A 23,138-nucleotide genomic window follows, 5' to 3' on the forward strand; every position below is an offset into this window, starting at 1 on the left:
ATTTTTTCGCATTTATCCTGCAACAATCCCCCGCATAATTTGACCAGCCTCTCATATTTTAAATTTTGCCTGTCCAGGTGATTTTCAAGCGCAGCATGTTACCCGTATCATTCGTATCAGCACCTAACACACACATAATAGCCAGTTAAACTGATTAGTTTTGAAGGCAACCAGAATTGGTGCTGAGAATACTCTGTTCCCGGTCGGGACAATCGGAATTTGTCATCTAAACACTGACGTTACCCATAACAAAGTAAAGGCCAGGTAAATCATGCCATTAGTCATCGTTGCTATCGGTGTAATCTTGTTACTCCTCCTGATGATCCGCTTCAAAATGAACGGCTTCATCGCTCTCGTCCTGGTGGCGCTTGCTGTCGGATTGATGCAAGGGATGCCACTGGATAAAGTCATCGGTTCGATTAAAGCCGGCGTCGGCGGAACCCTTGGCAGCCTCGCCCTGATTATGGGTTTTGGCGCCATGCTGGGCAAAATGCTGGCGGACTGCGGTGGCGCACAGCGCATCGCAACCACGCTGATTGCTAAATTCGGCAAAAAACACATTCAGTGGGCGGTGGTATTAACCGGCTTCACCGTCGGTTTTGCCCTGTTCTACGAAGTTGGCTTCGTGCTGATGCTGCCGCTGGTATTCACCATTGCTGCCGCTGCTAACATCCCGCTGCTGTACGTTGGTGTGCCGATGGCGGCTGCGCTGTCCGTTACTCACGGCTTCCTGCCACCGCACCCGGGTCCAACCGCTATTGCCACCATTTTCCACGCAGATATGGGTAAAACTCTGCTGTTTGGTACGATTCTGGCAATCCCGACCGTTATTCTCGCCGGTCCGGTATACGCGCGTTTCCTGAAAGGCATCGATAAGCCAATCCCGGAAGGTCTGTACAGCGCAAAAACCTTCACTGAAGAAGAGATGCCAGGCTTTGGCGTCAGCGTCTGGACCTCTCTGGTCCCGGTTATCCTGATGGCAATGCGCGCCGTGGCGGAGATGATTCTGCCGAAAGGCCATGCTTTCCTGACGGTTGCAGAATTCCTCGGTGACCCGGTCATGGCAACGTTGATTGCGGTGCTGATTGCGATGTTCACTTTTGGTCTGAACCGCGGACGTTCGATGGATCAGATTAACGACACGCTGGTGTCCTCAATCAAAATCATCGCGATGATGCTGTTGATCATCGGTGGTGGCGGTGCCTTTAAACAGGTCCTGGTTGATAGCGGCGTGGACAAATACATCGCCTCAATGATGCACGGCTCTAACGTTTCTCCGCTGCTGATGGCATGGTCTATCGCTGCAGTACTGCGTATCGCACTGGGTTCCGCAACCGTTGCAGCGATTACTGCAGGTGGGATTGTGGCACCGCTGATTGCAACGACCGGCGTAAGCCCTGAGCTGATGGTTATTGCGGTTGGCTCCGGTTCCGTCATCTTTTCCCACGTGAACGATCCTGGGTTCTGGCTGTTCAAGGAGTATTTCAACCTGACCATCGGTGAAACCATCAAGTCATGGTCAATGCTGGAAACCATTATCTCCGTCTGCGGTCTGGTAGGGTGTCTGCTGCTGGGTATGGTGGTCTGATAAAACTGTGTCTGATGGCGCTACGCTTATCAGGCCTACGTACTACGAGCCATTACCATAAGAAAGCCGGGGAATTCCCCGGCTTTCTTACTTCTTCTTCGCGGCCGCTTTTCGCCGCTTATCCAAATCCTTAATCAGCTTATTCACGCCCTCATCGGCAAACATCTGCTCCAGCGTGGCGGTGAGTTTTCGCCGCCAGTTCTTGTACTGGTCGCTGGTCCCCGGAATGTTGACCGGCTCAGCCATATCCAGCCAGTCTTCCGGTTGCAGGCCCAGCAACGCACTGTTGCTGTCAGCGATATAGCGTTGCATGCCGCGATTCAGAATCGGCGTCATCGACATCAGGGAAGCCTTGTGACCGGCACGTTTTGGCAGGCAGCCGTATTTGTGCAGCGCGTCCAGCAGCCCCTGTTTCGCCAGTTCCCGGTCCTGATACAACCCGCGCAGCACGACTTCATCCGGGTACAGGCCCAGTGCTTTACCCAGCGTCAGATCGCCGCTATCCCAATAACCTTTAAGCGTAGGAAGGTCATGCGTCGCCGCGACTGCCATTGATTGTTCCGGGTACGCTTTCGGCGCACGGAAGTTTTTCTCATGGTCATTCTCAAAATAAAGCACTTTGTAGGAGTAGACGCCGCTGTCACGCAGCTTGCTGACGATCTCCACCGGCACGGTACCCAGATCTTCACCAATCACCATGCAGTGGTGACGTTTACTTTCCAGCGCCAAAATTGACAGCAGATCGTCGACCGGATAATGCACGTAGGCACCGTGATCGGCAGTTTCACCGTAAGGGATCCACCACAGACGCAGCATCGACATGACATGGTCGATACGCAACGCGCCGCAGTTCTGCATATTGGCGCGCAGCAGTTCGATAAACGGTTCGTAAGCACGTGCCGCGATGATGTGCGGATCCATCGGCGGCAGTCCCCAGTTTTGCCCAAGCGGACCGAGAATATCCGGCGGTGCGCCAACTGAAGCTTTCAGGCAATACAACTCGCGGTCACACCAGGTTTCCGCCCCGCCTTCGGCCACGCCAACGGCCAGGTCGCGATACAGCCCTATCGGCATTGCAAAGCCCTGGCTGGTTTTCCAGCAGTCAGCAAACTGGGTATACGCCAGCCACTGTAACCACAGGTAGAAATCTACGTCATCACGATGTTCTTCGCAGAAGCGTTTTACCTCTGGCGAGTCCACTGACTGGAAAGCTTCTGGCCACACCGGCCAGCCCCAGCGCAATGCGTCCTCTTTCACCTGATGCGCATGCAGCGCATCAAAGGCCGCCTGCCAGTAGAGGCTATCCCCTTCCTGAGTCACAAACTGGCGAAATGCCGCCATCTGCTCATCATCACGCTCAGAGAAGCTTTTCCACGCCATACGTAGCGCCGTCATCTTCAGTGCGGTAACAGCAGAATAATCAACCCACTCGGCATCGCGCGCGCGTTGCAGAGCTTGCTGAGTCGCGGGTTTCTGCCACCACGCCTGCGCCTCTTTACTCAGACGGAAATCATCTACGGCGTTTACATCAATATAAATAACGTTCAACCAGCGACGTGACGACGGGCTGTACGGGCTGGCGCTCTCCGGATTCGCCGGATACAGCGCGTGAATCGGATTAAGCCCGATAAACGCGCCGCCGCGTTGCGCCACATCCACCAGCATGGTGCGGAGATCGCCGAAGTCGCCAATCCCCCAGTTCTTTTCCGATCGCAGGGTGTAGAGCTGAACACATGCCCCCCACAGCTTCTGCCCGGCTAACAACGCCTGCGGTTCATAGCAGCGCTTTGGTGCCACGATGATACGACAATGGGAACGCAGCTCGCCCTGGGTCAGGGTCAACGTGTGATACCCCTCCGGCAGCTTCGCCGGAAGGTTAAAAGATTTACCGCCGACGGCATGCCCTTTGTGCTGCACGCCCTCTTCGGTGGTCAGCAGCCAGTTAAACTCTCCGCTTCCCTCAACCGCCAGCGACATTTTCTTGCCAGCGGTATAGACCATGACATTCGGCACCGGGGTTACCGCCACCTGAGTGGCAGCGGTGGTGCGATGCATGGCGTCAAGCAAACGCCGTTTGGTTTCGGCGCCAATAGACTGCGGTTTACCGTGGGCATTAATGTAATTGGGGCTGATCCCCGCCGCCAGCGCGGCATTATCCAGACGTTTGCTTTCCATCGCGATTCCTTAACGTTTCGCCTGCCAGATACGAGCCTGATAATCGCGGATGGAGCGATCCGAGCTGAACATGCCGCAACGCGCGGTATTCAGAATCGCCGCCCGGGTCCAGGCGTCCTGGTCACGATACAACACGTCAACCTGCTTCTGAGCTTCAACGTAGGCCGCGAAGTCCGCCATCACCAGATACGGGTCGCCGCCCTGCTTGCCGATACTGTGCAGCATCTGGTCAAAGGCATGCTTGTCGCCATCGCTGTATTTCCCGCTTTCCAGCTCTTTCAGGACAGCATCCAGCACTTTGTCTTTTTTACGCCATTTCACCGGGTCGTAGCCTTTGGCTTTGAGCGCCTTCACCTCTTCCACGGTATGACCAAAGATAAAGATATTCTCGTCACCCACCTTCTCGGCGATTTCGACGTTTGCTCCATCCAGCGTACCTACGGTTAACGCACCGTTCAGCGCCAGCTTCATGTTACCGGTGCCGGAAGCCTCTTTCCCTGCGGTTGAAATCTGTTCAGAGATATCCGCCGCCGGAATCAGCATTTCCGCCGCCGAGACACAATAATCCGGCAGGAAGACGACCTTCAGCTTGTCGCCGACTTTCGGGTCGTTATTGATGGTTTGTGCAACCTGGTTGATGGCGAAGATGATATTTTTCGCCAGGTAGTAACCCGGAGCAGCTTTTGCGCCAAACAGGAATACGCGCGGCACGCGATCTGCCTGCGGGTTCTCACGGATTTCTTTGTACAACGCCAGAATATGCAGCAGATTCAGGTGCTGGCGCTTGTACTCATGCAGACGTTTAATCTGAATATCAAAGATAGCGTTAGTCGTTATTTCAATACCGGTACGCGCTTTAATAAACTTCACCAGACGCTCTTTGTTCGCCAGTTTGATGTCACGATACTGCTGGCGGAACTTCGCGTCGTCGGCGTATTTCTCCAGGTTGATCAACTGGTCAAGATCGTTAGCCCACTCTTTTTTCAGCGATTTATCCAGCAGTGCGGCAAGCGCCGGGTTGCATTGCTTAATCCAGCGACGCGGAGTAATCCCGTTGGTGACGTTATGGAATTTGTTCGGCCAGAGCTGGTGATATTCCGGGAACAGATCTTTCACCACCAGATCGGAGTGCAGCGCCGCCACACCGTTGACCGCAAAACCGCTGACCACGCACATGTTGGCCATACGCACCTGTTTACTGTGCACCACTGCCAGCTTCGCCCAGACTTCAGCATCACCCGGCCAGGTTTTATCAACCAACGTCTTAAAGCGGTCGTTAATCTCTTTGATGATTTGCATGTGGCGCGGCAGGAGTGCTTTCACCAGTTTCTCATCCCAGCACTCTAACGCTTCCGGCATCAGGGTGTGGTTGGTGTAAGCGAAGGTCTTGCTGGTAATCGCCCACGCATCGTCCCAGCTCATCTGGTGCTCATCAATCAGCACGCGCAGCAGTTCAGGGATCGCGATAGTCGGGTGAGTATCGTTAAGTTGAATGACTTCGTAATCAGCCAGTTCGTGCAGGTTACGTCCTGCCAGATGATGGCGGCGCAGAATGTCGGCTACGGAGCAGGCGCACTGGAAGTACTGCTGCATCAGGCGCAGCTTTTTACCCGCGGTGTGGTTATCGTTCGGGTACAGCACTTTCGTCAGTTTTTCAGCGTCGATGCCCTGCTGCTCTGCGCGCAGGAAATCGCCGTCATTAAATTTGGTCAGGTTAAACGGGTGCGCATGGCTGGCCTGCCACAGACGCAGCGGTTGCGCTACGCCGTTACGGTAGCCGAGAACCGGCAGATCCCATGCCTGGCCGGTGATGGTAAACCCTGGCTCCCAGTGCCCTTCTTTGGTGACCTTGCCACCAATCCCAACCTGCACATCCAGCGCCTCGTTGTGACGGAACCACGGGTAGCTGCCACGATGCCAGTCATCCGGGGCTTCCATCTGTTGGCCATCGGCAAACGACTGACGGAACAGGCCGTACTGGTAGTTGAGGCCATAGCCCGTCGCCGACTGGCCGACTGTCGCCATCGAATCAAGGAAGCAAGCCGCCAGGCGTCCCAATCCACCGTTACCCAACGCCGGATCGATCTCTTCTTCCAGCAGGTCTGTCAGGTTGACGTCATGCGCTTTCAGCTCATCGCTCACCACCTGATACCAGCCGAGGTTGAGTAAATTGTTGCCGGTCAGGCGACCAATCAAAAACTCCATCGAGATGTAGTTAACGTGACGCTGATTTTTTGCCGGTTTTGCCGCAGGCTGGGCGCTGAGTAACTCAGCCAACGCCCCACTCACTGCCTGCCACCACTGGCGCGACGTCATTTCTTGAGCCGACAGTAAACCGAAGCGCTGCCACTGACGCGTCAGGGCAGCCTGAAATTGATCTTTGTTGAAAGTAGGCTGTGACATAGGGGTTCCAGATCCTTAGGTAATAAAACAACGTTATCGCTAGTTTGCCTGGCTCGTTGTTGACATTCCTCATCCTGGCACGGATTAGGGAGGGAGGAGGAGCGGGGATGAGCATAAAAGTGTGATCTCCGCCACTTAAAGGGGAGGTAATTGCCCGTAAATTCGCGCAAACCCCGCATAACGCTCTTCGAATGACGCATTAGTAACAAAGGATTAATCGACAATATCAAATAGCGATATGACGATGAGAAACAATGTGTAAATAGGGAAATAGTTTCTAACCTGAAATATCTGTGCCCGATAAGATAATTCACATAAAACTTTTAAGTCGGCCACAAAATTCGGTGATATTCATTAGCTATTTGAGTAACCATATAAAAAGAGAGGGATTTTTCGACATAGTCAAAATTACAACGGATCCAGTCGCCACGCCTGTTGCGACTCTTTAAAGCATTTATTGCAATAGATGTATAGATTTGTGACATAGTGCAAAATCAGACACACAAAAAGTCCGCTTAGCTTGCATAAAACACCAATCTGGCCGACCTTATATCTATTAATTACGAAGCGCAAAAAAAATCATTCTTCCCTATTTTCACACAGTGAAGTGACTAACTTATGCTGATTCCGTCTAAATTAAGTCGTCCGGTTCGACTCGACCATACGGTGGTTCGTGAGCGCCTGTTGGCTAAACTTTCCGGCGCGAACAATTTCAGGCTTGCCCTGATAACAAGTCCTGCTGGTTATGGAAAAACGACGCTGGTTTCACAATGGGCGGCAGGGAAAAATGATTTAGGCTGGTATTCTCTGGATGAGGGCGATAATCAGCAAGAGCGCTTTGCCAGTTATCTGATCGCCGCTATCCAACAGGCAACAGGTGGACACTGCACCACCAGTGAAGCAATGGTGCAAAAACGTCAGTACGCCAGCCTGACGTCACTGTTTGCCCAGCTATTTATCGAACTGGCCGAGTGGCACCGCCCGCTCTACCTGGTAGTAGATGATTATCATCTGATCTCTAACCCGGCCATTCACGAAGCGATGCGTTTCTTCCTGCGTCACCAGCCTGAGAACCTCACGCTGGTCGTGCTGTCGCGCAATCTGCCGCAACTGGGTATTGCCAACCTGCGGGTACGCGATCAACTGCTGGAGATAGGCAGCCAACAGCTGGCCTTTAACCATCAGGAAGCCAAACAATTTTTCGACCGACGTTTGTCCTCTCCCATTGAAGCGGCAGAAAGCAGCCGGATGTGCGATGACGTTGCTGGCTGGGCCACGGCGTTACAACTGATCGCCCTTTCCGCCCGCCAGAACAATCATTCCGCGCACCAGTCAGCACGACGCCTCGCGGGGATCAACGCCAGCCATTTGTCCGATTATCTGGTTGATGAAGTGCTGGACAGCGTCGACCTCGGCACCCGTCACTTCCTGCTGAAAAGCGCCATTCTGCGTTCCATGAACGATGCGCTAATCGTCCGCGTTACCGGGGAAGAAAACGGCCAGATGCGGCTGGAAGAAATTGAGCGTCAGGGGTTATTCCTGCAGCGGATGGATGACGTTGGCGAGTGGTTCAGCTATCACCCGCTGTTTGGCAGCTTTTTACGCCAGCGCTGCCAATGGGAGCTGGCGAACGAACTGCCCGAAATACACCGCGCCGCCGCCGAAAGCTGGATGGCGCAAGGCTTCCCCAGCGAAGCTATCCACCACGCGCTTGCAGCCGGCGACGCCCATATGCTACGCGATATCCTGCTTAATCATGCGTGGGGACTGTTTAACCATAGCGAGCTGACGTTACTGGAAGAGTCGCTGAAAGCCCTGCCGTGGGAAAGCCTGCTGGAAAATCCGCGTCTGGTTCTGTTGCAAGCCTGGCTGATGCAAAGCCAGCACCGCTACGGAGAGGTTAACACCTTGCTGGCGCGCGCAGAGCAGGAAATGAAAGGCGACATGGAGCCGACACTGCACGCCGAATTCAACGCTTTACGGGCGCAGGTAGCGATTAACGACGGCAACCCTGACGAAGCCGAACGCCTGGCGAAACTGGCCCTGGATGAGTTACCCATCGCCTGGTTCTATAGCCGGATCGTCGCCACCTCGGTGCACGGCGAAGTCCTGCACTGTAAGGGCGATCTCACGCGCTCTCTGGCGTTAATGCAGCAAACCGAGCAAATGGCGCGCCATCATGACGTCTGGCATTACGCGCTGTGGAGCCTTATCCAGCAAAGCGAGATTTTGTTTGCCCAGGGCTTTTTACAGGCCGCCTGGGAGACTCAGGAAAAAGCGTTTCAACTGATCAAAGAGCAGCATCTGGAACAACTGCCGATGCACGAGTTCCTGGTACGCATTCGCGCGCAGCTACTGTGGGCATGGGCGCGTCTGGACGAGTCCGAAGCGTCTGCCCGCTCGGGTATTGAACTGCTTTCCACTTTCCAGCCGCAGCAACAGCTACAGTGCCTGGCATTGCTGATTCAATGTTCGCTGGCGCGGGGCGATCTGGACAATGCGCGTAGCCTGCTTAACCGTCTGGAAAACCTGCTGGGCAACGGCCACTATCACAGCGACTGGATCTCAAACGCCGATAAGGTGCGGGTGATTTACTGGCAAATGGTAGGCGACAAAAACTCGGCCGCCAACTGGCTGCGCCATACGCCGAAACCGGAATTCGCCAATAACCACTTCCTGCAAAGCCAGTGGCGCAACATCGCTCGCGCGCAAATCCTGCTCGGCGAGTTTGAACCGGCTGAGATTGTGCTGGAAGAGTTGAATGAAAATGCGCGCAATCTGCGCCTGATGAGCGATCTGAACCGTAACCTGTTGCTACTTAATCAGCTCTACTGGCAGGCAGGGCGCAAAAATGACGCCCAGCGTGTGTTACTCGACGCCCTACAGCTGGCGAACCGCACCGGATTCATCAGCCACTTTGTTATCGAAGGCGAGGCCATGGCGCAACAACTGCGTCAGCTAATTCAGCTCAATACCTTACCGGAACTCGATCAGCACCGCGCCCAGCGCATTTTGCGTGAGATTAACCAGCACCACCGCCATAAATTTGCCCACTTCGATGAAGGGTTCGTTGAGCGTCTGCTTACTCACCCGGAAGTGCCGGAGCTTATCCGCACCAGCCCGCTGACCCAGCGCGAATGGCAGGTTCTGGGACTGATTTATTCGGGCTACAGCAACGAGCAGATCGCCGGAGAGCTGGCCGTCGCGGCAACGACCATCAAGACGCACATCCGCAATTTGTACCAAAAGCTCGGCGTCGCACATCGCCAGGATGCGGTGCAACATGCGCAGAAGCTGCTGAAGATGATGGGGTACGGCGTTTAGTTAATGCCTGATACGCAACGCTTATCAGGCCTGGGATTACCTTAGCACAGCTCTAACTGGATATGATGGTCAGCAATCACCTGCATCACACCAGCAGGCGGCAGCGTGTCGGTATACACCGCATCCACCATGCTGATGCTGCCCATATTCACCATCGCGTTACGCCCAAACTTCGAGTGGTCCACCACCAGCATCACATGCCGTGAATTCTCAATGATCGCGCGCTTGGTGCGAACTTCGTGATAATCAAACTCCAGCAGGGAACCGTCGCTGTCGATGCCGCTGATCCCTAAGATGCCGAAGTCCAGACGGAACTGAGAAATAAAGTCGAGGGTCGCTTCGCCCATAATACCGCCGTCGCGGCTACGCAGTTCACCACCGGCGAGTATTATGCGGAAATCCTCTTTCGCCATCAGCGTGTTCGCCACATTGAGGTTGTTGGTCACAATACGTAAATTGCTGTGATTAAGCAGCGCGTGAGCCACCGCTTCCGGCGTGGTTCCGATATCAATAAACAGCGTAGAGCCGTTCGGGATCTGCGTGGCAACTTTGCGGGCAATGCGCTCTTTTTCCGCAGTCTGCGTCGCTTTACGGTCATGCCACGGGGTGTTGACCGAGCTGGATGGCAGCGCCGCGCCGCCGTGATGGCGCAAAATCATGTTCTGATCGGCCAGATCGTTAAGATCGCGGCGAATCGTCTGCGGGCTGACGGAGAAATGCTCCACCAGCTCTTCAGTACTGACATATCCCTGTTTTTTTACCAGCTCGATGATCGCGTCATGTCGTTGTGTTTGCTTCATTATGGTTCCCTGAAATTTTGCCGGATGCGCTGACGCTTATCCGGCCTACAAATTGGTCCAAACGCACACCGCCTTCCGGCATCACAAAACTTGAGTCAAGTTCGTTTTCGTACATTTATAGTATCGGCAAACGCCATTGCCAGACCCACGGCCAATCCGGCGATATGAGCGCCATTCGCCATCGACATGCCGAATAGATCAAACCAGCCGGCAACAATCCAGATCAAAGCAAAGATAATCAAACCACGCTGCAGGAAAATACCGCTTTGCGGATCGCGCTCGCCGCGCAACCACACGTAGCCCATCAGCGCATATACCACGCCAGACAGTCCACCAAACCACGGGCCGCTAAATTTCTGCTGAACATAGCCGCTCAACAGGGCGCTGATCACGGTAATTACAATCAGTTTTCCACTGCCCAGACGCTTTTCAACCGCACCGCCGAGATACCACCACCACAACAGGTTGAACATAATATGCATCAGCGAGAAGTGCATAAAAGCGTGGGTGAAATAACGCCAGAATTCAAATTTCAGCGAAGGATCAAACGGCCATGCCAGCCAGAGCATCACCGCCTGGTCGCCCAGCACGTTCATCGCAATAAACACCAGCACACACGCGGCCATCACCAACCAGGTTACCGGACCTGCGCGTTCGCGCAATGTGGCCAGGAACGGATAACGTTGGTAGTGCAGACCGCTGTCGGTCTGACCCGACTGCCAGCTTGCCGCGAGGTAGCGCGGATCGCCCGGATTCTCCAGAAATCGCGCCAGTTCAGCATGCACGCGCTCGGCCTGGGACTCATCCGCCAGCCAGACATCCGTTTGCTGATGTTGTTGAATCGTCAGGATAACGCCTTGTGTCGCCATATAATCAACAAATGCCTGCGCCACGCGGGGGTTAGCAAAAGAGGTAATCATCAACATGGTTGCTGTCGCTTCATCCACACAAAAGAGGACAGTATATATACCCTTCTTACTTCGAGCTGCATCTTTGTTGGCTTTCCTCGCTCACTCCGGTCACGTACTGTTCGTACGCTCCCGGAGATTCGCTGCGTCGCCGTCGCGATGCAACTCGAATTAATTTGGGTATAGCCTTACGAACCGTATGCCACTTCTGCCGGAAAATGTCGATGCCAGGCGTCGAAGCCGCCGTCAACGCTGTAAACCGCGTCATAGCCCTGCTGAAGAAGATATTGCGCCGCGCCTTTACTGCTGTTGCCGTGATAACACATCACCAACACGGCGGTGTCGAAATCATGCTCGCGCATAAATGACCCCAGCGTGTCGTTCGTCAGATGAAACGCCTGCGGGGCATGACCCATGGCATAGCTTTGCGGATCACGGATATCCACTAACACCGCGCTCCCCTGATGCAGCTTCTGATGCGCTTCTTCGACATTAATACATTCAAACTGATCCATTGCTCTCTCTTCTTTATATGGCAGGTGACGCTTTTCGGACATGTTACTGCTTAGTGTACGTCCCGACGGCAGTTAAACGCCATAATGTTATATGTATCACTGTAAATTGTTTATCCGATGTTACCAATGGCGTGATTCTTTGCTATTATGCTCGATAACGAACATTAATGAGCTATAACGAAAGTGCGAGAGGCCAGCATGGAAACCAAAGATCTGATTGTGATAGGTGGAGGCATCAACGGTGCCGGTATCGCGGCAGATGCCGCTGGACGCGGTTTATCCGTGCTGATGCTGGAAGCGCAGGATTTAGCCTGCGCCACCTCTTCCGCTAGCTCCAAACTCATCCACGGTGGCCTGCGCTACCTGGAACACTACGAATTTCGTCTGGTAAGCGAAGCGCTGGCCGAACGTGAAGTGCTGTTGAAAATGGCACCGCATATCGCCTTCCCGATGCGCTTTCGTCTGCCCCACCGCCCGCACCTGCGTCCGGCGTGGATGATCCGCATTGGTTTGTTTATGTACGATCATCTGGGCAAACGCACCAGTTTGCCAGGTTCTACCGGTTTGCGTTTTGGCGCAGATTCCGTAATGAAACCTGAGATTGTGCGCGGTTTCGAATATTCTGACTGCTGGGTAGACGATGCGCGACTGGTTTTGGCAAACGCCCAAATGGTCGTACGCAAAGGCGGAGAAGTATTAACCCGCACTCGCGCCACTTCTGCTCGCCGTGAAAACGGTCTGTGGATTGTTGAAGCTGAAGATATCGATACCGGCAAAAAATACACCTGGCAGGCGCGTGGCCTGGTCAACGCCACCGGTCCGTGGGTGAAAGAGTTCTTCGACGACGGTATGCACCTGCCATCGCCGTACGGCATTCGCCTGATTAAAGGCAGCCACATCGTAGTGCCGCGCGTACATACCCAGAAGCAAGCTTATATTCTGCAGAACGAAGATAAGCGTATCGTGTTTGTTATCCCATGGATGGACGAATTCTCGATCATCGGGACGACAGACGTTGAATACAAAGGCGATCCGAAAGCAGTGAAAATTGATGAAAGCGAAATCAATTACCTGCTGAAGGTCTACAACGCGCACTTTAAGAAACAACTGGGTCGTGATGATATCGTCTGGACTTACTCGGGCGTGCGTCCGCTGTGCGATGACGAGTCTGACTCACCGCAGGCGATCACCCGTGATTACACGCTGGATATCCACGACGAAAACGGCAAAGCGCCGCTGCTGTCGGTCTTTGGCGGTAAGCTGACGACCTATCGTAAGCTGGCTGAGCACGCGATGGAAAAACTGGCATCGTACTATCAGGGAATTGGTCCGGCGTGGACGAAAGAGTGCATTCTGCCTGGCGGCGACATTGGCGGCGATCGCGAAGATTACGCAGCCAAACTGCGCCGTCGATACCCGTTCCTGACCGAGTCGCTGGCACGCCATTATTCTCGCACCTACGGCAGCAACACCGAATGGGTCATCGGCGAAGCCACCTCGCTTGCCGAGTTAGGTGAAGACTTTGGCCATGAGTTTTATGAGGCCGAGCTGAAATATCTGGTCGATCACGAATGGGTTCGTCGCGCGGAAGATGCGCTGTGGCGTCGCACGAAAGAAGGTATGTGGCTGAACGCTGAGCAGCAGTCACGCATGACCCAGTGGCTGGCGGAGTATATCGAGAAATACCAGCTGTCGCTGGCGTCGTAAGCAAGTACACGAACGTAGGCCGGGCAAGCGAAGCGCCCCCGGCAACGAGCGCCCTGTAGGCCCGGTAAGCGTCATCGCTATCGGGCCTTTTGCCGGATGGCGGCTAGCGCCTTATCCGGCCTACAGGTAGTCCTATCCCTTATTACAACCGCACCGAATCAATATGCCAGATGTTTTCGGCGTACTCTTTGATTGTCCTGTCCGACGAGAAGTACCCCATGTTGGCGATATTAATCATCGACTTGGTGGTCCACTCTTCCGGGTGACGATACAGTTCATCAACCTTATCCTGGCAATCAACGTAGCTGCGATAATCCGCCAGAACCTGATAGTGGTCGCCAAAGTTAATCAGCGAATCCACCAGGTCACGATAGCGTCCCGGCTCCTCAGGGCTGAACACCCCGCTGCCAATCTGCGTCAGCACCTGGTGCAGCTCTTCGTCTTTCTCATAATACTCACGCGGCTTGTAGCCCTGGCTGCGTAAAGCCTCGACCTCTTCCGCCGTATTACCAAAGATAAAGATATTTTCTGCGCCCACATGCTCCAGCATCTCAACGTTGGCACCGTCCAGCGTCCCGATGGTCAGCGCGCCGTTAAGAGCAAATTTCATATTACTGGTACCGGAGGCTTCGGTCCCGGCCAGAGAAATCTGCTCAGACAGATCGGCAGCAGGAATAATCACCTGCGCCAGGCTGACGCTGTAGTTGGGGATAAACACCACTTTCAGCTTGTCGCCAATTTGCGGATCGTTGTTGATCACTTTCGCGACGTCGTTGATCAGGTGAATGATGTGTTTCGCCATGTAATAAGCAGAAGCCGCTTTACCTGCGAAGATATTCACACGCGGTACCCACTCAGCGTCAGGATCGGCCTTAATGCGGTTGTAGCGGGTAATCACATGCAGCACGTTCATCAACTGACGTTTGTATTCGTGAATACGCTTTATCTGCACATCAAACAGCGATTTCGGGTTCACCACCACGTTCAGCTGCTGGGCAATAAGCGTGGCCAGACGCTTTTTATTCTCCAGCTTCGCGCGGCGCACCGCCTGATTTACCAGCGGGTAATCGCAGTGCTGCTCAAGCTCACTGAGCTGGCTGAGATCGGTTCGCCAGGTGCGGCCAATGTTCTCATCCAGCACTTCAGAGAGCGACGGGTTGGCCAGCGCCAGCCAGCGACGCGGCGTCACGCCATTGGTGACGTTGCAAAAACGAGTCGGGAAAATCTTCGCAAAATCAGCAAACAGTGACTGCACCATCAGGTTGGAGTGCAGCTCGGAAACGCCGTTAACCTTGTGGCTCACCACCACCGCCAGCCATGCCATACGCACACGACGGCCGTTAGATTCATCGATAATCGACGTCCGCCCCAGCAGAGCGGTATCGTTCGGATACTGTTCCTGTAACGTCTTCAGGAAGTAGTCGTTGATTTCAAAGATGATTTGCAGATGGCGCGGCAAAATTTTGCCCAGCATATCGACAGGCCAGGTCTCCAGCGCTTCGCTCATCAAAGTGTGGTTGGTATACGAGAAGACCTGGCAGCAGACCTCAAACGCATCGTCCCAGCTGAACTTATGCTCATCGATCAGCAAACGCATTAGCTCTGGGATCGACAGCACCGGATGGGTGTCGTTGAGGTGAATGGCAATTTTATCCGCCAGGTTGTCGTAGGTTTTGTGCAGCTGGTAATGACGGCTCAGAATGTCCTGCACCGTGGAGGAAACCAGGAAATACTCCTGGCGCAGCCGCAGTTCACGTCCTGAATAGGTGGAGTCGTCCGGGTACAATACGCGGGAGACGTTCTCGGAGTGGTTTTTATCTTCCACCGCCGCAAAGTAGTCGCCCTGGTTAAATTTACCGAGATTAATCTCGCTACTGGCCTGGGCATTCCACAGACGCAGCGTGTTGGTGGCGTCGGTGTCGTAGCCGGGGATAATCTGGTCGTAGGCGACCGCGAGGATCTCTTCGGTTTCTATCCAGCGCGTTTTCTTACCTTCCTGCTGAATGCGCCCGCCAAAACGCACTTTGTAGCGCGTGTTGTGGCGTTTGAATTCCCACGGGTTACCGTATTCCAGCCAGTAGTCCGGCGACTCTTTCTGGCGGCCATCAACAATGTTCTGCTTGAACATGCCGTAGTCATAACGAATACCGTAGCCGCGTCCCGGCAATCCCAGCGTTGCCAGAGAGTCCAGAAAGCAGGCCGCCAGGCGCCCGAGACCGCCATTGCCAAGACCCGGGTCGTTTTCTTCGTCGATCAGATCTTCAAGATCCAACCCCATTCCTTCCAGCGCATTTTTGACATCGTCATAAATGCCCAGCGATAACAGTGCATTGGAAAGCGTGCGGCCAATCAGAAACTCCATAGACAGGTAATAGACCTGACGAGTTTCCTGAGATAATTGCGCACGGTTAGAACGCAGCCAGCGCTCCACGAGACGGTCGCGCACCGCGAACAACGTGGCGTTCAGCCACTCATGTTTATTGGCAATGACCGGGTCCTTACCAATCGTGAACATCAGCTTATAGGCAATAGAATGCTTAAGTGCCTCTACGCTGAGTGTGGGCGATGCATAAGTAAATGGAGCATTCATATAGGTGATTCCTGGATATCTATTTCAAGCGATAGTAAAGCTCACGGTATGACTTCGCCGCGACTTGCCAGCTAAAATCCATGGTCATGGCCTGACGTTGTACAAACCGCCAAAGCGAAGGCCGGGACCACAATACGAAAGCACGCCGGATCGCGCGTAACAGCGACCAGGCATTACTATCTTCAAATACAAACCCACTGGCGATACCGTCCGCCAGGTTTTCCAGCGAACTGTCAGCGACTGTATCAGCCAGCCCACCGGTGCGCCGCACCAGCGGCAGCGTGCCGTACTTCAGTCCATACAACTGCGTTAAGCCACACGGCTCAAAACGGCTGGGAACCAATATCACATCGGCCCCACCCATGATGCGGTGCGAGAAGGCTTCGTGATAGCCGATCTGCACACCCACCTGTCCTGGATGTTCCGCCGCTGCGGCGAGGAATCCTTCCTGTAATACCGGATCGCCCGCGCCTAGCAATGCCAGCTGTCCACCCTGCTCTAACAACCCCGGCAGCGCTTCCAGCACCAGATCCAGCCCTTTTTGACTGGTCAGACGGCTCACCACAGCAAACAGCGGTACTTTATCGTTGACCTTAAGTCCCATCGCTATCTGAAGCTGACGTTTGTTTTCTGCCTTCTCCTCCAGCGTGTCGCGCGTATATCGCGATGCCAGCAGGAGATCGGTTTCCGGGCTCCAGATTTTTTCATCAACGCCGTTCAGCACGCCGGAAAGGCGCCCTTCGCGATGACGTTGCTGCAACAGACCTTCCATGCCGTAGGCAAACTGCGGCTCGGTAATTTCCCGCGCGTAGGTCGGACTGACCGCCGTAATGTGGTCGGCGTAGTACAACCCTGCCTTCAGAAACGAAATCTGCCCGTTAAACTCCAGTCCGTGCACATTAAAGAACGACCATGGCAATTGGATGTCATCCATATGCTTTGCATAAAACATGCCTTGATACGCCAGGTTGTGGACGGTGAACACCGATTTCGCCGGATGGCCGCGCGCCGCCAGATACGCCGGAGCCAGACCCGCATGCCAGTCGTGCGCATGCACCACATCCGGGCGCCAGAATGGGTCAAGGCCACAGGCCATTTCACAGCCAACCCAGCCCAGCAATGCAAAACGCTGCACGTTATCGGTATAAGCAAACAGGTTAGTGTCGTGATACGGGCTACCGGGGCGGTCATAGAGATGCGGCGCGTCAATCAGGTAAATACCCACGCCGTTGAAATGCCCGAACAGCAGCGTGATACGTCCGGCGAAGGTATCCCGACGCGTCACTACCTGCGCATCGGGAATGCCGCGACGAATATCAGGAAACGCCGGGAGCAGCACGCGGGCATCCACGCCGTCCGCTATTTGCGCTGCGGGTAACGCCCCAATAACATCCGCCAGTCCCCCGGTTTTTAACAGGGGGAACATCTCTGAACAAACGTGTAAAACCTGCATTATCGCTCCTGTTTGATCTGCAGTTTGCGTAGCATTTCACGCGTGACCAGCACAATACCTTCCTCTGAACGGTAGAAACGACGCGCATCTTCTTCCGCGTTTTCACCAATCACCATGCCTTCGGGAATAACGCAGGCGCGGTCGATAATGCAACGACGTAAGCGGCACGAACGTCCCACCCACACTTCAGGTAACAACACTGCCGAATCAATGTTACAGAATGAATTCACCCGCACTCGCGGGAACAGAACGGACTGCACCACCACCGAACCTGAAATTATGCATCCGCCAGAAACCAGCGAGTTCAGCGTCATTCCGTGGCTGCCGGAACGGTCCTGAACAAATTTCGCCGGTGGCAGCGATTCCATGTGCGTACGGATTGGCCAGTCCTGGTCGTACATGTCCAGTTCAGGCGTCACCGAAGCCAGATCGAGGTTCGCCTTCCAGTAGGCCTCCAGCGTACCCACGTCACGCCAGTACGGCTCGGATTCCGGGTCAGACTGCACGCAGGACAACGGGAATGGATGTGCATACGCCATGCCAGCTTCGGTGATTTTCGGGATAATGTCTTTACCGAAATCGTGACTGGAGTTTTCATCAAGGTCATCTTCCGCCAGCAATTCATACAGATAATCGGCGTTGAAAACGTAGATCCCCATACTGGCAAGAGATTTGGTCGGGTCGCCAGGCATCGCTGGCGGGTTGGCGGGTTTTTCAACGAACTCGATAATTTTATCGGTGTCGTCCACGTCCATCACGCCAAACGCGCTGGCCTCTTCAATAGGCACTGGCATACAGGCCACGGTGCAACGCGCGCCTTTCTCGACGTGGTCGATCAGCATGCGTGAGTAGTCCTGTTTGTAGATATGATCGCCCGCGAGGATCACCACATATTCCGCTTTATAGCGTCGAATGATGTCCAGGTTTTGGGTCACCGCATCCGCCGTGCCGCGATACCAGTTTTCACCCTGCATTCTCTGCTGGGCAGGTAGCAGATCGACGAACTCGTTCATCTCTTCGCTAAAGAACGACCAGCCGCGCTGAATATGCTGCACCAGCGTGTGGGACTGGTACTGAGTGATCACGCCAATACGGCGGATCCCGGAGTTAATACAGTTGGATAAGGCAAAATCGATAATGCGGAACTTACCGCCAAAGTGCACAGCAGGTTTGGCACGTTTGTTGGTTAAATCTTTTAAGCGGGTACCGCGGCCACCGGCCAGGATCAGGGCAACAGATTTTAATGGCAGCTGGCGCGCCAACATTACACGATCGTTCTTCTCTAAACTCACCATGACTAACTCCTTTTTTATCTTCTCTGGAACACACACAGTCCGTGCGCAGGTCCCTGCCAGACAGCCGTAAGCACCGGATTATCCTCTCCGGCAAATGGGGGAACGGCGCACCATCCCCCTTCAGGTAAAACGATATCTGTCACCTCAAGCGTGGCATTTATTGCAATCAGAAAACGGTCTGAAAGCAGGATTTGCATCTGCCTCGGGCCGTTTTGCCACTCATCCGCACTTAAGGGTTGTGCGTACTTATTCAGCCAACGAACATTGCCATCGCCCTCTTCCCACCAGCGATCACCCGTTAATGCAGGAATTTGCTGACGAAGATGGATCAGGGCTGCGGTAAATGTGGTTAGTCCGCTGTTTGCCTGCTGCCAGTCCAGCCAGGTTAGGACGTTATCCTGGCAGTAAGCGTTATTGTTGCCGTGCTGGCTATGACCATGCTCATCGCCCGCCAGCAACATCGGCGTCCCCTGGGAGAGCAACAGCGTGGTTAACAGCGCATGAATGCTGTCGCGCCGCCGCTCAATCAGGTCCAGCGTGCCGCCTAATCCTTCTTTACCATGATTGTCGCTGTAGTTATTGCTAGTGCCGTCGCGATTTTCCTCACCATTCGCTTCATTGTGCTTATTTGTGAAGCACACACAGTCGCGTAGCGTAAAACCGTCGTGCGCAGTCACCAGATTGACCGTCGCGCTGGGTTTGCGACCATTGCGTTTAAACACGTCGCTTGATGCGGCAAAACGCCCGGCAAACTCACCCAACGAGAGATTACGCTGGAGCCAGAAGCGTCGGGTCGCATCGCGGAAATGGTCATTCCACTCGGCAAACGGCGGAGGGAAATTCCCCACCTGATAGCCGCCTTCACCAATATCCCACGGTTCCGCAATCAGCTTAACGCGTGAGAGCTGCGGACAGTTTTGGATCGCGGTAAACAGCGGCGCATCCTGACGAAACGCAGGTGTACGCCCCATGACGGAAGCCAAATCAAAACGAAAACCATCCACATGGCAGGTTTCAACCCAGTAGCGCAGGCATTCACATGCGTATTCCACAACGCCGGGATGGCTCAGATTGAGGGTGTTCCCACAACCGGTCCAGTTGTAGTAATCACCATCGTCCCTGATCCAATAATAGCTACGGTTATCAATTCCGCGCAGCGAGAAGACGGGGCCTTCGAGATCCAGCTCGGCGCTGTGGTTCAAAACGATATCGAGAATGACCTCAATCCCCGCTTTGTGCAGCGCTTTTACCGCGTCGCGAAACTCATCAAGCGCACTCTCCGGCGAACAGGCATAGGCCGGATGCAGCGCGAACATCGCTACCGGGTTGTAGCCCCAATAGTTCGACAGCCCCAGCCGCTGAAGCCGTGGTTCGCTGGCAAAATGCGCCACCGGCAGCAGCTCCAGCGCGGTAATGCCGAGGCGCTTGAAGTAATCGATCATCACTGGATGGCCCAGCGCTTTATAGGTTCCGCGAATCTCTTCCGGCAGCTCAGGATGCAAATACGTCAACCCTTTGACATGCGCTTCGTAAATCACGGTATTGCCCCACGGCGTGCGCGGCGGGGCATCATCCTCCCAGTCATAATGATCGGACACCACCACGCCCTTCAGCGCGATGGTGGCATTATCATGATGATCCGGTTCATTTAGCCCACCGTGCAGCAGCGGGTTATCTTTTAACTCGCCATCCACCCGACGGGCGCAAGGGTCAAGCAGCAGCTTGGCCGGATTAAACCGGTGGCCCTGCTGCGGTTGCCATGGGCCATGAACACGATAGCCATAGCGCAGACCGGGCCGGGCGTTGGCCAGATAGCCATGCCAGACATCACCGCTACGCCCCGGCAGGTCATAGCGAAGTTCGCACCCTTGCTCATCGAATACGCATAATTCAACGCGTTCAGCGTGGGCCGAGAAGAGTGTGAAATTGACACCATGGCCGTCATACGTTGCACCATGGGGGGTGGTGTTGCCGGTTGCCAGTTGCGTCATTACCCCTCCCGGACCAGCCAAATCGTTGCCAACGGCGGTAACGTGAGGCTCAGTGAGTGCTGACGACCATGGCTGGCGATTTCATCGCTGTGCACCGCACCGCCGTTACCGGTATTGCTGCCGTGGTAATGCATCGAATCGGTATTGAGGATCTCACGCCATTTGCCTGGCTGATTGATACCGAAGCGATAGCCGTGGCGGGGCACAGGCGTAAAGTTACTGACCACGATGATTTCATTGCCGACCTTGTCACGACGCACGAAAGCCAGCACCGAACGTTCATTGTCATCTACCACCAGCCACTCAAAGCCATAGGCGTCAAAGTCGAGCTCGTGCAGCGCTTTGTGATGACGGTAGGTGTGGTTCAGATCGCGCACCAGACGCTGTACGCCGTGGTGCCAGTTATCGCCACCTTCCAGCAGGTGCCAGTCGAGGCTGGCGTCATGGTTCCATTCACGTCCCTGCGCAAACTCGTTGCCCATAAACAGCAGTTTTTTGCCCGGGAAGGCCCACATCCAGCCGTAGTAGGCGCGCAGGTTGGCAAACTTCTGCCATGCGTCTCCCGGCATGCGATCGAGAATAGATTTTTTACCGTGTACCACTTCATCATGCGACAGCGGCAGGACAAAGTTTTCGGTGTAGTTGTACAGCATGCCGAAGGTCAGCTTGTCGTGATGGTACTGACGATGAATCGGGTCCAGCTTCATGTAGTCCAGCGTGTCGTGCATCCAGCCGAGGTTCCACTTATACCAGAACCCTAAACCGCCCATATCCTGTGGTCTTGAAACGCCGGCAAAGTCGGTGGACTCTTCCGCCATGCTCACCGCGCCCGGAACTTGCTCGCCAAGAATGCGGTTGGTATTGCGCAAAAACTCAATGGCTTCAAGGTTTTCACGACCACCAAATTCGTTTGGGATCCATTCCCCTTCTTTGCGGCTGTAGTCGCGATAAATCATCGACGCCACGGCATCCACGCGCAACGCGTCGATCCCAAAACGTTCAATCCAGTACAGAGCATTACCCACCAGGTAGTTGCTGACTTCACGGCGACCGTAATTGTAGATCAGCGTGTTCCAGTCCTGGTGATACCCTTCGCGCGGGTCGCTGTGCTCATAAAGGTTAGTGCCATCAAACTCTGCCAGACCAAAGTCGTCCGATGGGAAATGGCCCGGCACCCAGTCGAGAATGACGTTCAGCCCCGCCTGATGCGCGGCATTCACGAAATAGCGGAAATCATCGCGAGTCCCGAAGCGACGGGTCGGCGCATACATGCCGGTGGGTTGGTAACCCCAGCTACCGTCGAACGGATGCTCGTTAATCGGCAACAGTTCGAGGTGGGTAAAGCCCATCCACTTGGCGTAAGGCACTAACTGATCCGCCAGCTCGCGGTAGCTCAGCCAGAAGTTGTTATCGGTATGACGACGCCATGAACCCAGATGTACTTCATAGATAGAGATCGGCGCATCAAACTGATTGGCTTTTTTACGCTCCTCGCTTTGCACCACTTTTTCCGGCAGACCGCAAATAAGTGACGCGGTTTCCGGGCGCATTTGCGCTTCAAACGCGTAAGGGTCGGCTTTAATCCGCAGCTTACCGTTGGCATCGATCATCTCGTATTTATACAGCTGACCATGCTGCGCACCGGGGATAAACAACTCCCAGATACCGCTTTCTTTACGCAGGCGCATCGGGTGGCGACGGCCATCCCAGTAGTTGAACTGACCAACCACCGAAACACGCTGGGCGTTGGGTGCCCAGACGGAGAAACGCGTACCGGTGACGCCATCCATGGTATCCGCATGCGCACCCAGCGTTTCGTAAGGTCGCAGATGCGTACCTTCAGATAACAGCCATGCATCCATATCCTGGATCAGCGGACCAAAACGATAAGGGTCATCAATCAGATTCTGCTGTCCATGCCAGACAACGGCCAGCTGATAGCGAAAGAAATTTTTACGGCGGGGAAGTACTGCACAGAAAAAACCGCGAGAGTCGAGGCAATCCAGCTTGCCGACTTTGCGTCCGGTTTTGGGTTCGATCACCCACACTTCGGTGGCGTCAGGTAATAGGGCGCGGACTTCGAGTCCAGCATCAGTTTGGTGCATACCGAGTACGGAAAAAGGATCCGCAAAATGGCCTGCAATTAGCGCATTAATCACGTCTCTATCGATACGAACGGACATGGTTGTCATCCTGTTTTATGGTGTCACCCCTTCCAACTGATTTTCGACATCAGGTAGTGACACTTTTTTTGACCTGAACGGCGCAGCACAATTGTGCATCCTCTCTGCGTCGTCCCACCTTCAGGCAACAACTTAATACCTCCGGTACTAAGTCACCCTTAAAGAATAGCCAATGCTTTATCTTACTCCTGGTAAAAAATGAAACA

13 protein-coding genes are annotated in these 23,138 nt (G+C 54.3%); 3 read left to right on the forward strand and 10 right to left on the reverse strand.

Annotated features, from left to right (window positions below; translation table 11 throughout):
- Nucleotides 1–271: 271 nt before the first annotated feature.
- Complete coding sequence (gntT, locus tag OGX94_RS03930; protein ID WP_003023507.1) at nt 272–1,588, forward strand: gluconate transporter; 1,317 nt, start codon at nt 272–274, stop codon at nt 1,586–1,588.
- Nucleotides 1,589–1,675: 87 nt separating this feature from the next.
- Here gntT and malQ read toward each other — a convergent pair whose 3' ends face one another.
- Both malQ and malP read right to left on the reverse strand, forming a co-directional pair.
- The gene (malQ, locus tag OGX94_RS03935) at nt 1,676–3,763 is read right to left on the reverse strand and encodes a 4-alpha-glucanotransferase (RefSeq protein WP_257662213.1); all 2,088 of its coding nucleotides are present in this window, start codon (nt 3,761–3,763) and stop codon (nt 1,676–1,678) included.
- A gap of 9 nt (nt 3,764–3,772) precedes the next feature.
- On the reverse strand, nt 3,773–6,166 hold the full coding sequence (gene malP, locus OGX94_RS03940) for a maltodextrin phosphorylase (RefSeq protein WP_257662212.1): 2,394 nt from the start codon (nt 6,164–6,166) through the stop codon (nt 3,773–3,775).
- Between the two features lie 618 nt (nt 6,167–6,784).
- On the opposite strand from malP, the gene malT reads away from it, so the two are divergent.
- A complete protein-coding gene (gene malT / locus OGX94_RS03945) occupies nt 6,785–9,490 on the forward strand; it encodes an HTH-type transcriptional regulator MalT (protein ID WP_257662211.1) in 2,706 nt (901 codons plus the stop codon).
- 41 nt (nt 9,491–9,531) lie between these two features.
- Here malT and OGX94_RS03950 read toward each other — a convergent pair whose 3' ends face one another.
- The 3 genes from OGX94_RS03950 to glpE form a co-directional block, all read right to left on the reverse strand.
- Nucleotides 9,532–10,290, reverse strand: coding sequence for a DeoR/GlpR family transcriptional regulator (locus OGX94_RS03950; RefSeq protein ID WP_003023499.1), 759 nt, complete (start codon nt 10,288–10,290; stop codon nt 9,532–9,534).
- A gap of 95 nt (nt 10,291–10,385) precedes the next feature.
- On the reverse strand, nt 10,386–11,216 hold the full coding sequence (glpG, locus tag OGX94_RS03955) for a rhomboid family intramembrane serine protease GlpG (protein ID WP_286568755.1): 831 nt from the start codon (nt 11,214–11,216) through the stop codon (nt 10,386–10,388).
- A 170-nt stretch (nt 11,217–11,386) separates the two neighbouring features.
- A complete protein-coding gene (gene glpE / locus OGX94_RS03960; protein WP_003827629.1) occupies nt 11,387–11,713 on the reverse strand; it encodes a thiosulfate sulfurtransferase GlpE in 327 nt (108 codons plus the stop codon).
- A gap of 198 nt (nt 11,714–11,911) precedes the next feature.
- Between glpE and glpD the strand changes: the two genes are divergently transcribed.
- On the forward strand, nt 11,912–13,420 hold the full coding sequence (gene glpD, locus OGX94_RS03965; RefSeq protein ID WP_286568756.1) for a glycerol-3-phosphate dehydrogenase: 1,509 nt from the start codon (nt 11,912–11,914) through the stop codon (nt 13,418–13,420).
- A 142-nt stretch (nt 13,421–13,562) separates the two neighbouring features.
- Here the strand turns inward: glpD and glgP are convergent, their stop codons facing one another.
- Genes glgP through glgB form a run of 5 tightly spaced genes read right to left on the reverse strand, consistent with a single transcriptional unit; the run spans nt 13,563 to nt 22,932 of the window.
- Nucleotides 13,563–16,010, reverse strand: a complete 2,448-nt coding sequence (glgP, locus tag OGX94_RS03970; protein ID WP_003827624.1) for a glycogen phosphorylase — start codon at nt 16,008–16,010, stop codon at nt 13,563–13,565.
- A gap of 19 nt (nt 16,011–16,029) precedes the next feature.
- The gene (gene glgA / locus OGX94_RS03975) at nt 16,030–17,463 is read right to left on the reverse strand and encodes a glycogen synthase GlgA (protein WP_191222068.1); all 1,434 of its coding nucleotides are present in this window, start codon (nt 17,461–17,463) and stop codon (nt 16,030–16,032) included.
- A complete protein-coding gene (gene glgC, locus OGX94_RS03980; RefSeq protein ID WP_003827621.1) occupies nt 17,463–18,758 on the reverse strand; it encodes a glucose-1-phosphate adenylyltransferase in 1,296 nt (431 codons plus the stop codon). The genes glgA and glgC overlap by 1 nt, the downstream gene beginning before the upstream one ends.
- A gap of 14 nt (nt 18,759–18,772) precedes the next feature.
- The gene (gene glgX / locus OGX94_RS03985) at nt 18,773–20,749 is read right to left on the reverse strand and encodes a glycogen debranching protein GlgX (RefSeq protein WP_286568757.1); all 1,977 of its coding nucleotides are present in this window, start codon (nt 20,747–20,749) and stop codon (nt 18,773–18,775) included.
- Complete coding sequence (gene glgB / locus OGX94_RS03990) at nt 20,749–22,932, reverse strand: 1,4-alpha-glucan branching enzyme (protein ID WP_003827616.1); 2,184 nt, start codon at nt 22,930–22,932, stop codon at nt 20,749–20,751. Before glgB ends, glgX begins: the two co-directional genes overlap by 1 nt.
- Between the last annotated feature and the right edge of the window lie 206 nt (nt 22,933–23,138).

The sequence above is a fragment of the Citrobacter sp. Cpo037 genome (genome assembly GCF_030332945.1).
In the GTDB taxonomy this organism is placed as follows: Bacteria; Pseudomonadota; Gammaproteobacteria; order Enterobacterales; family Enterobacteriaceae; genus Citrobacter; species Citrobacter portucalensis.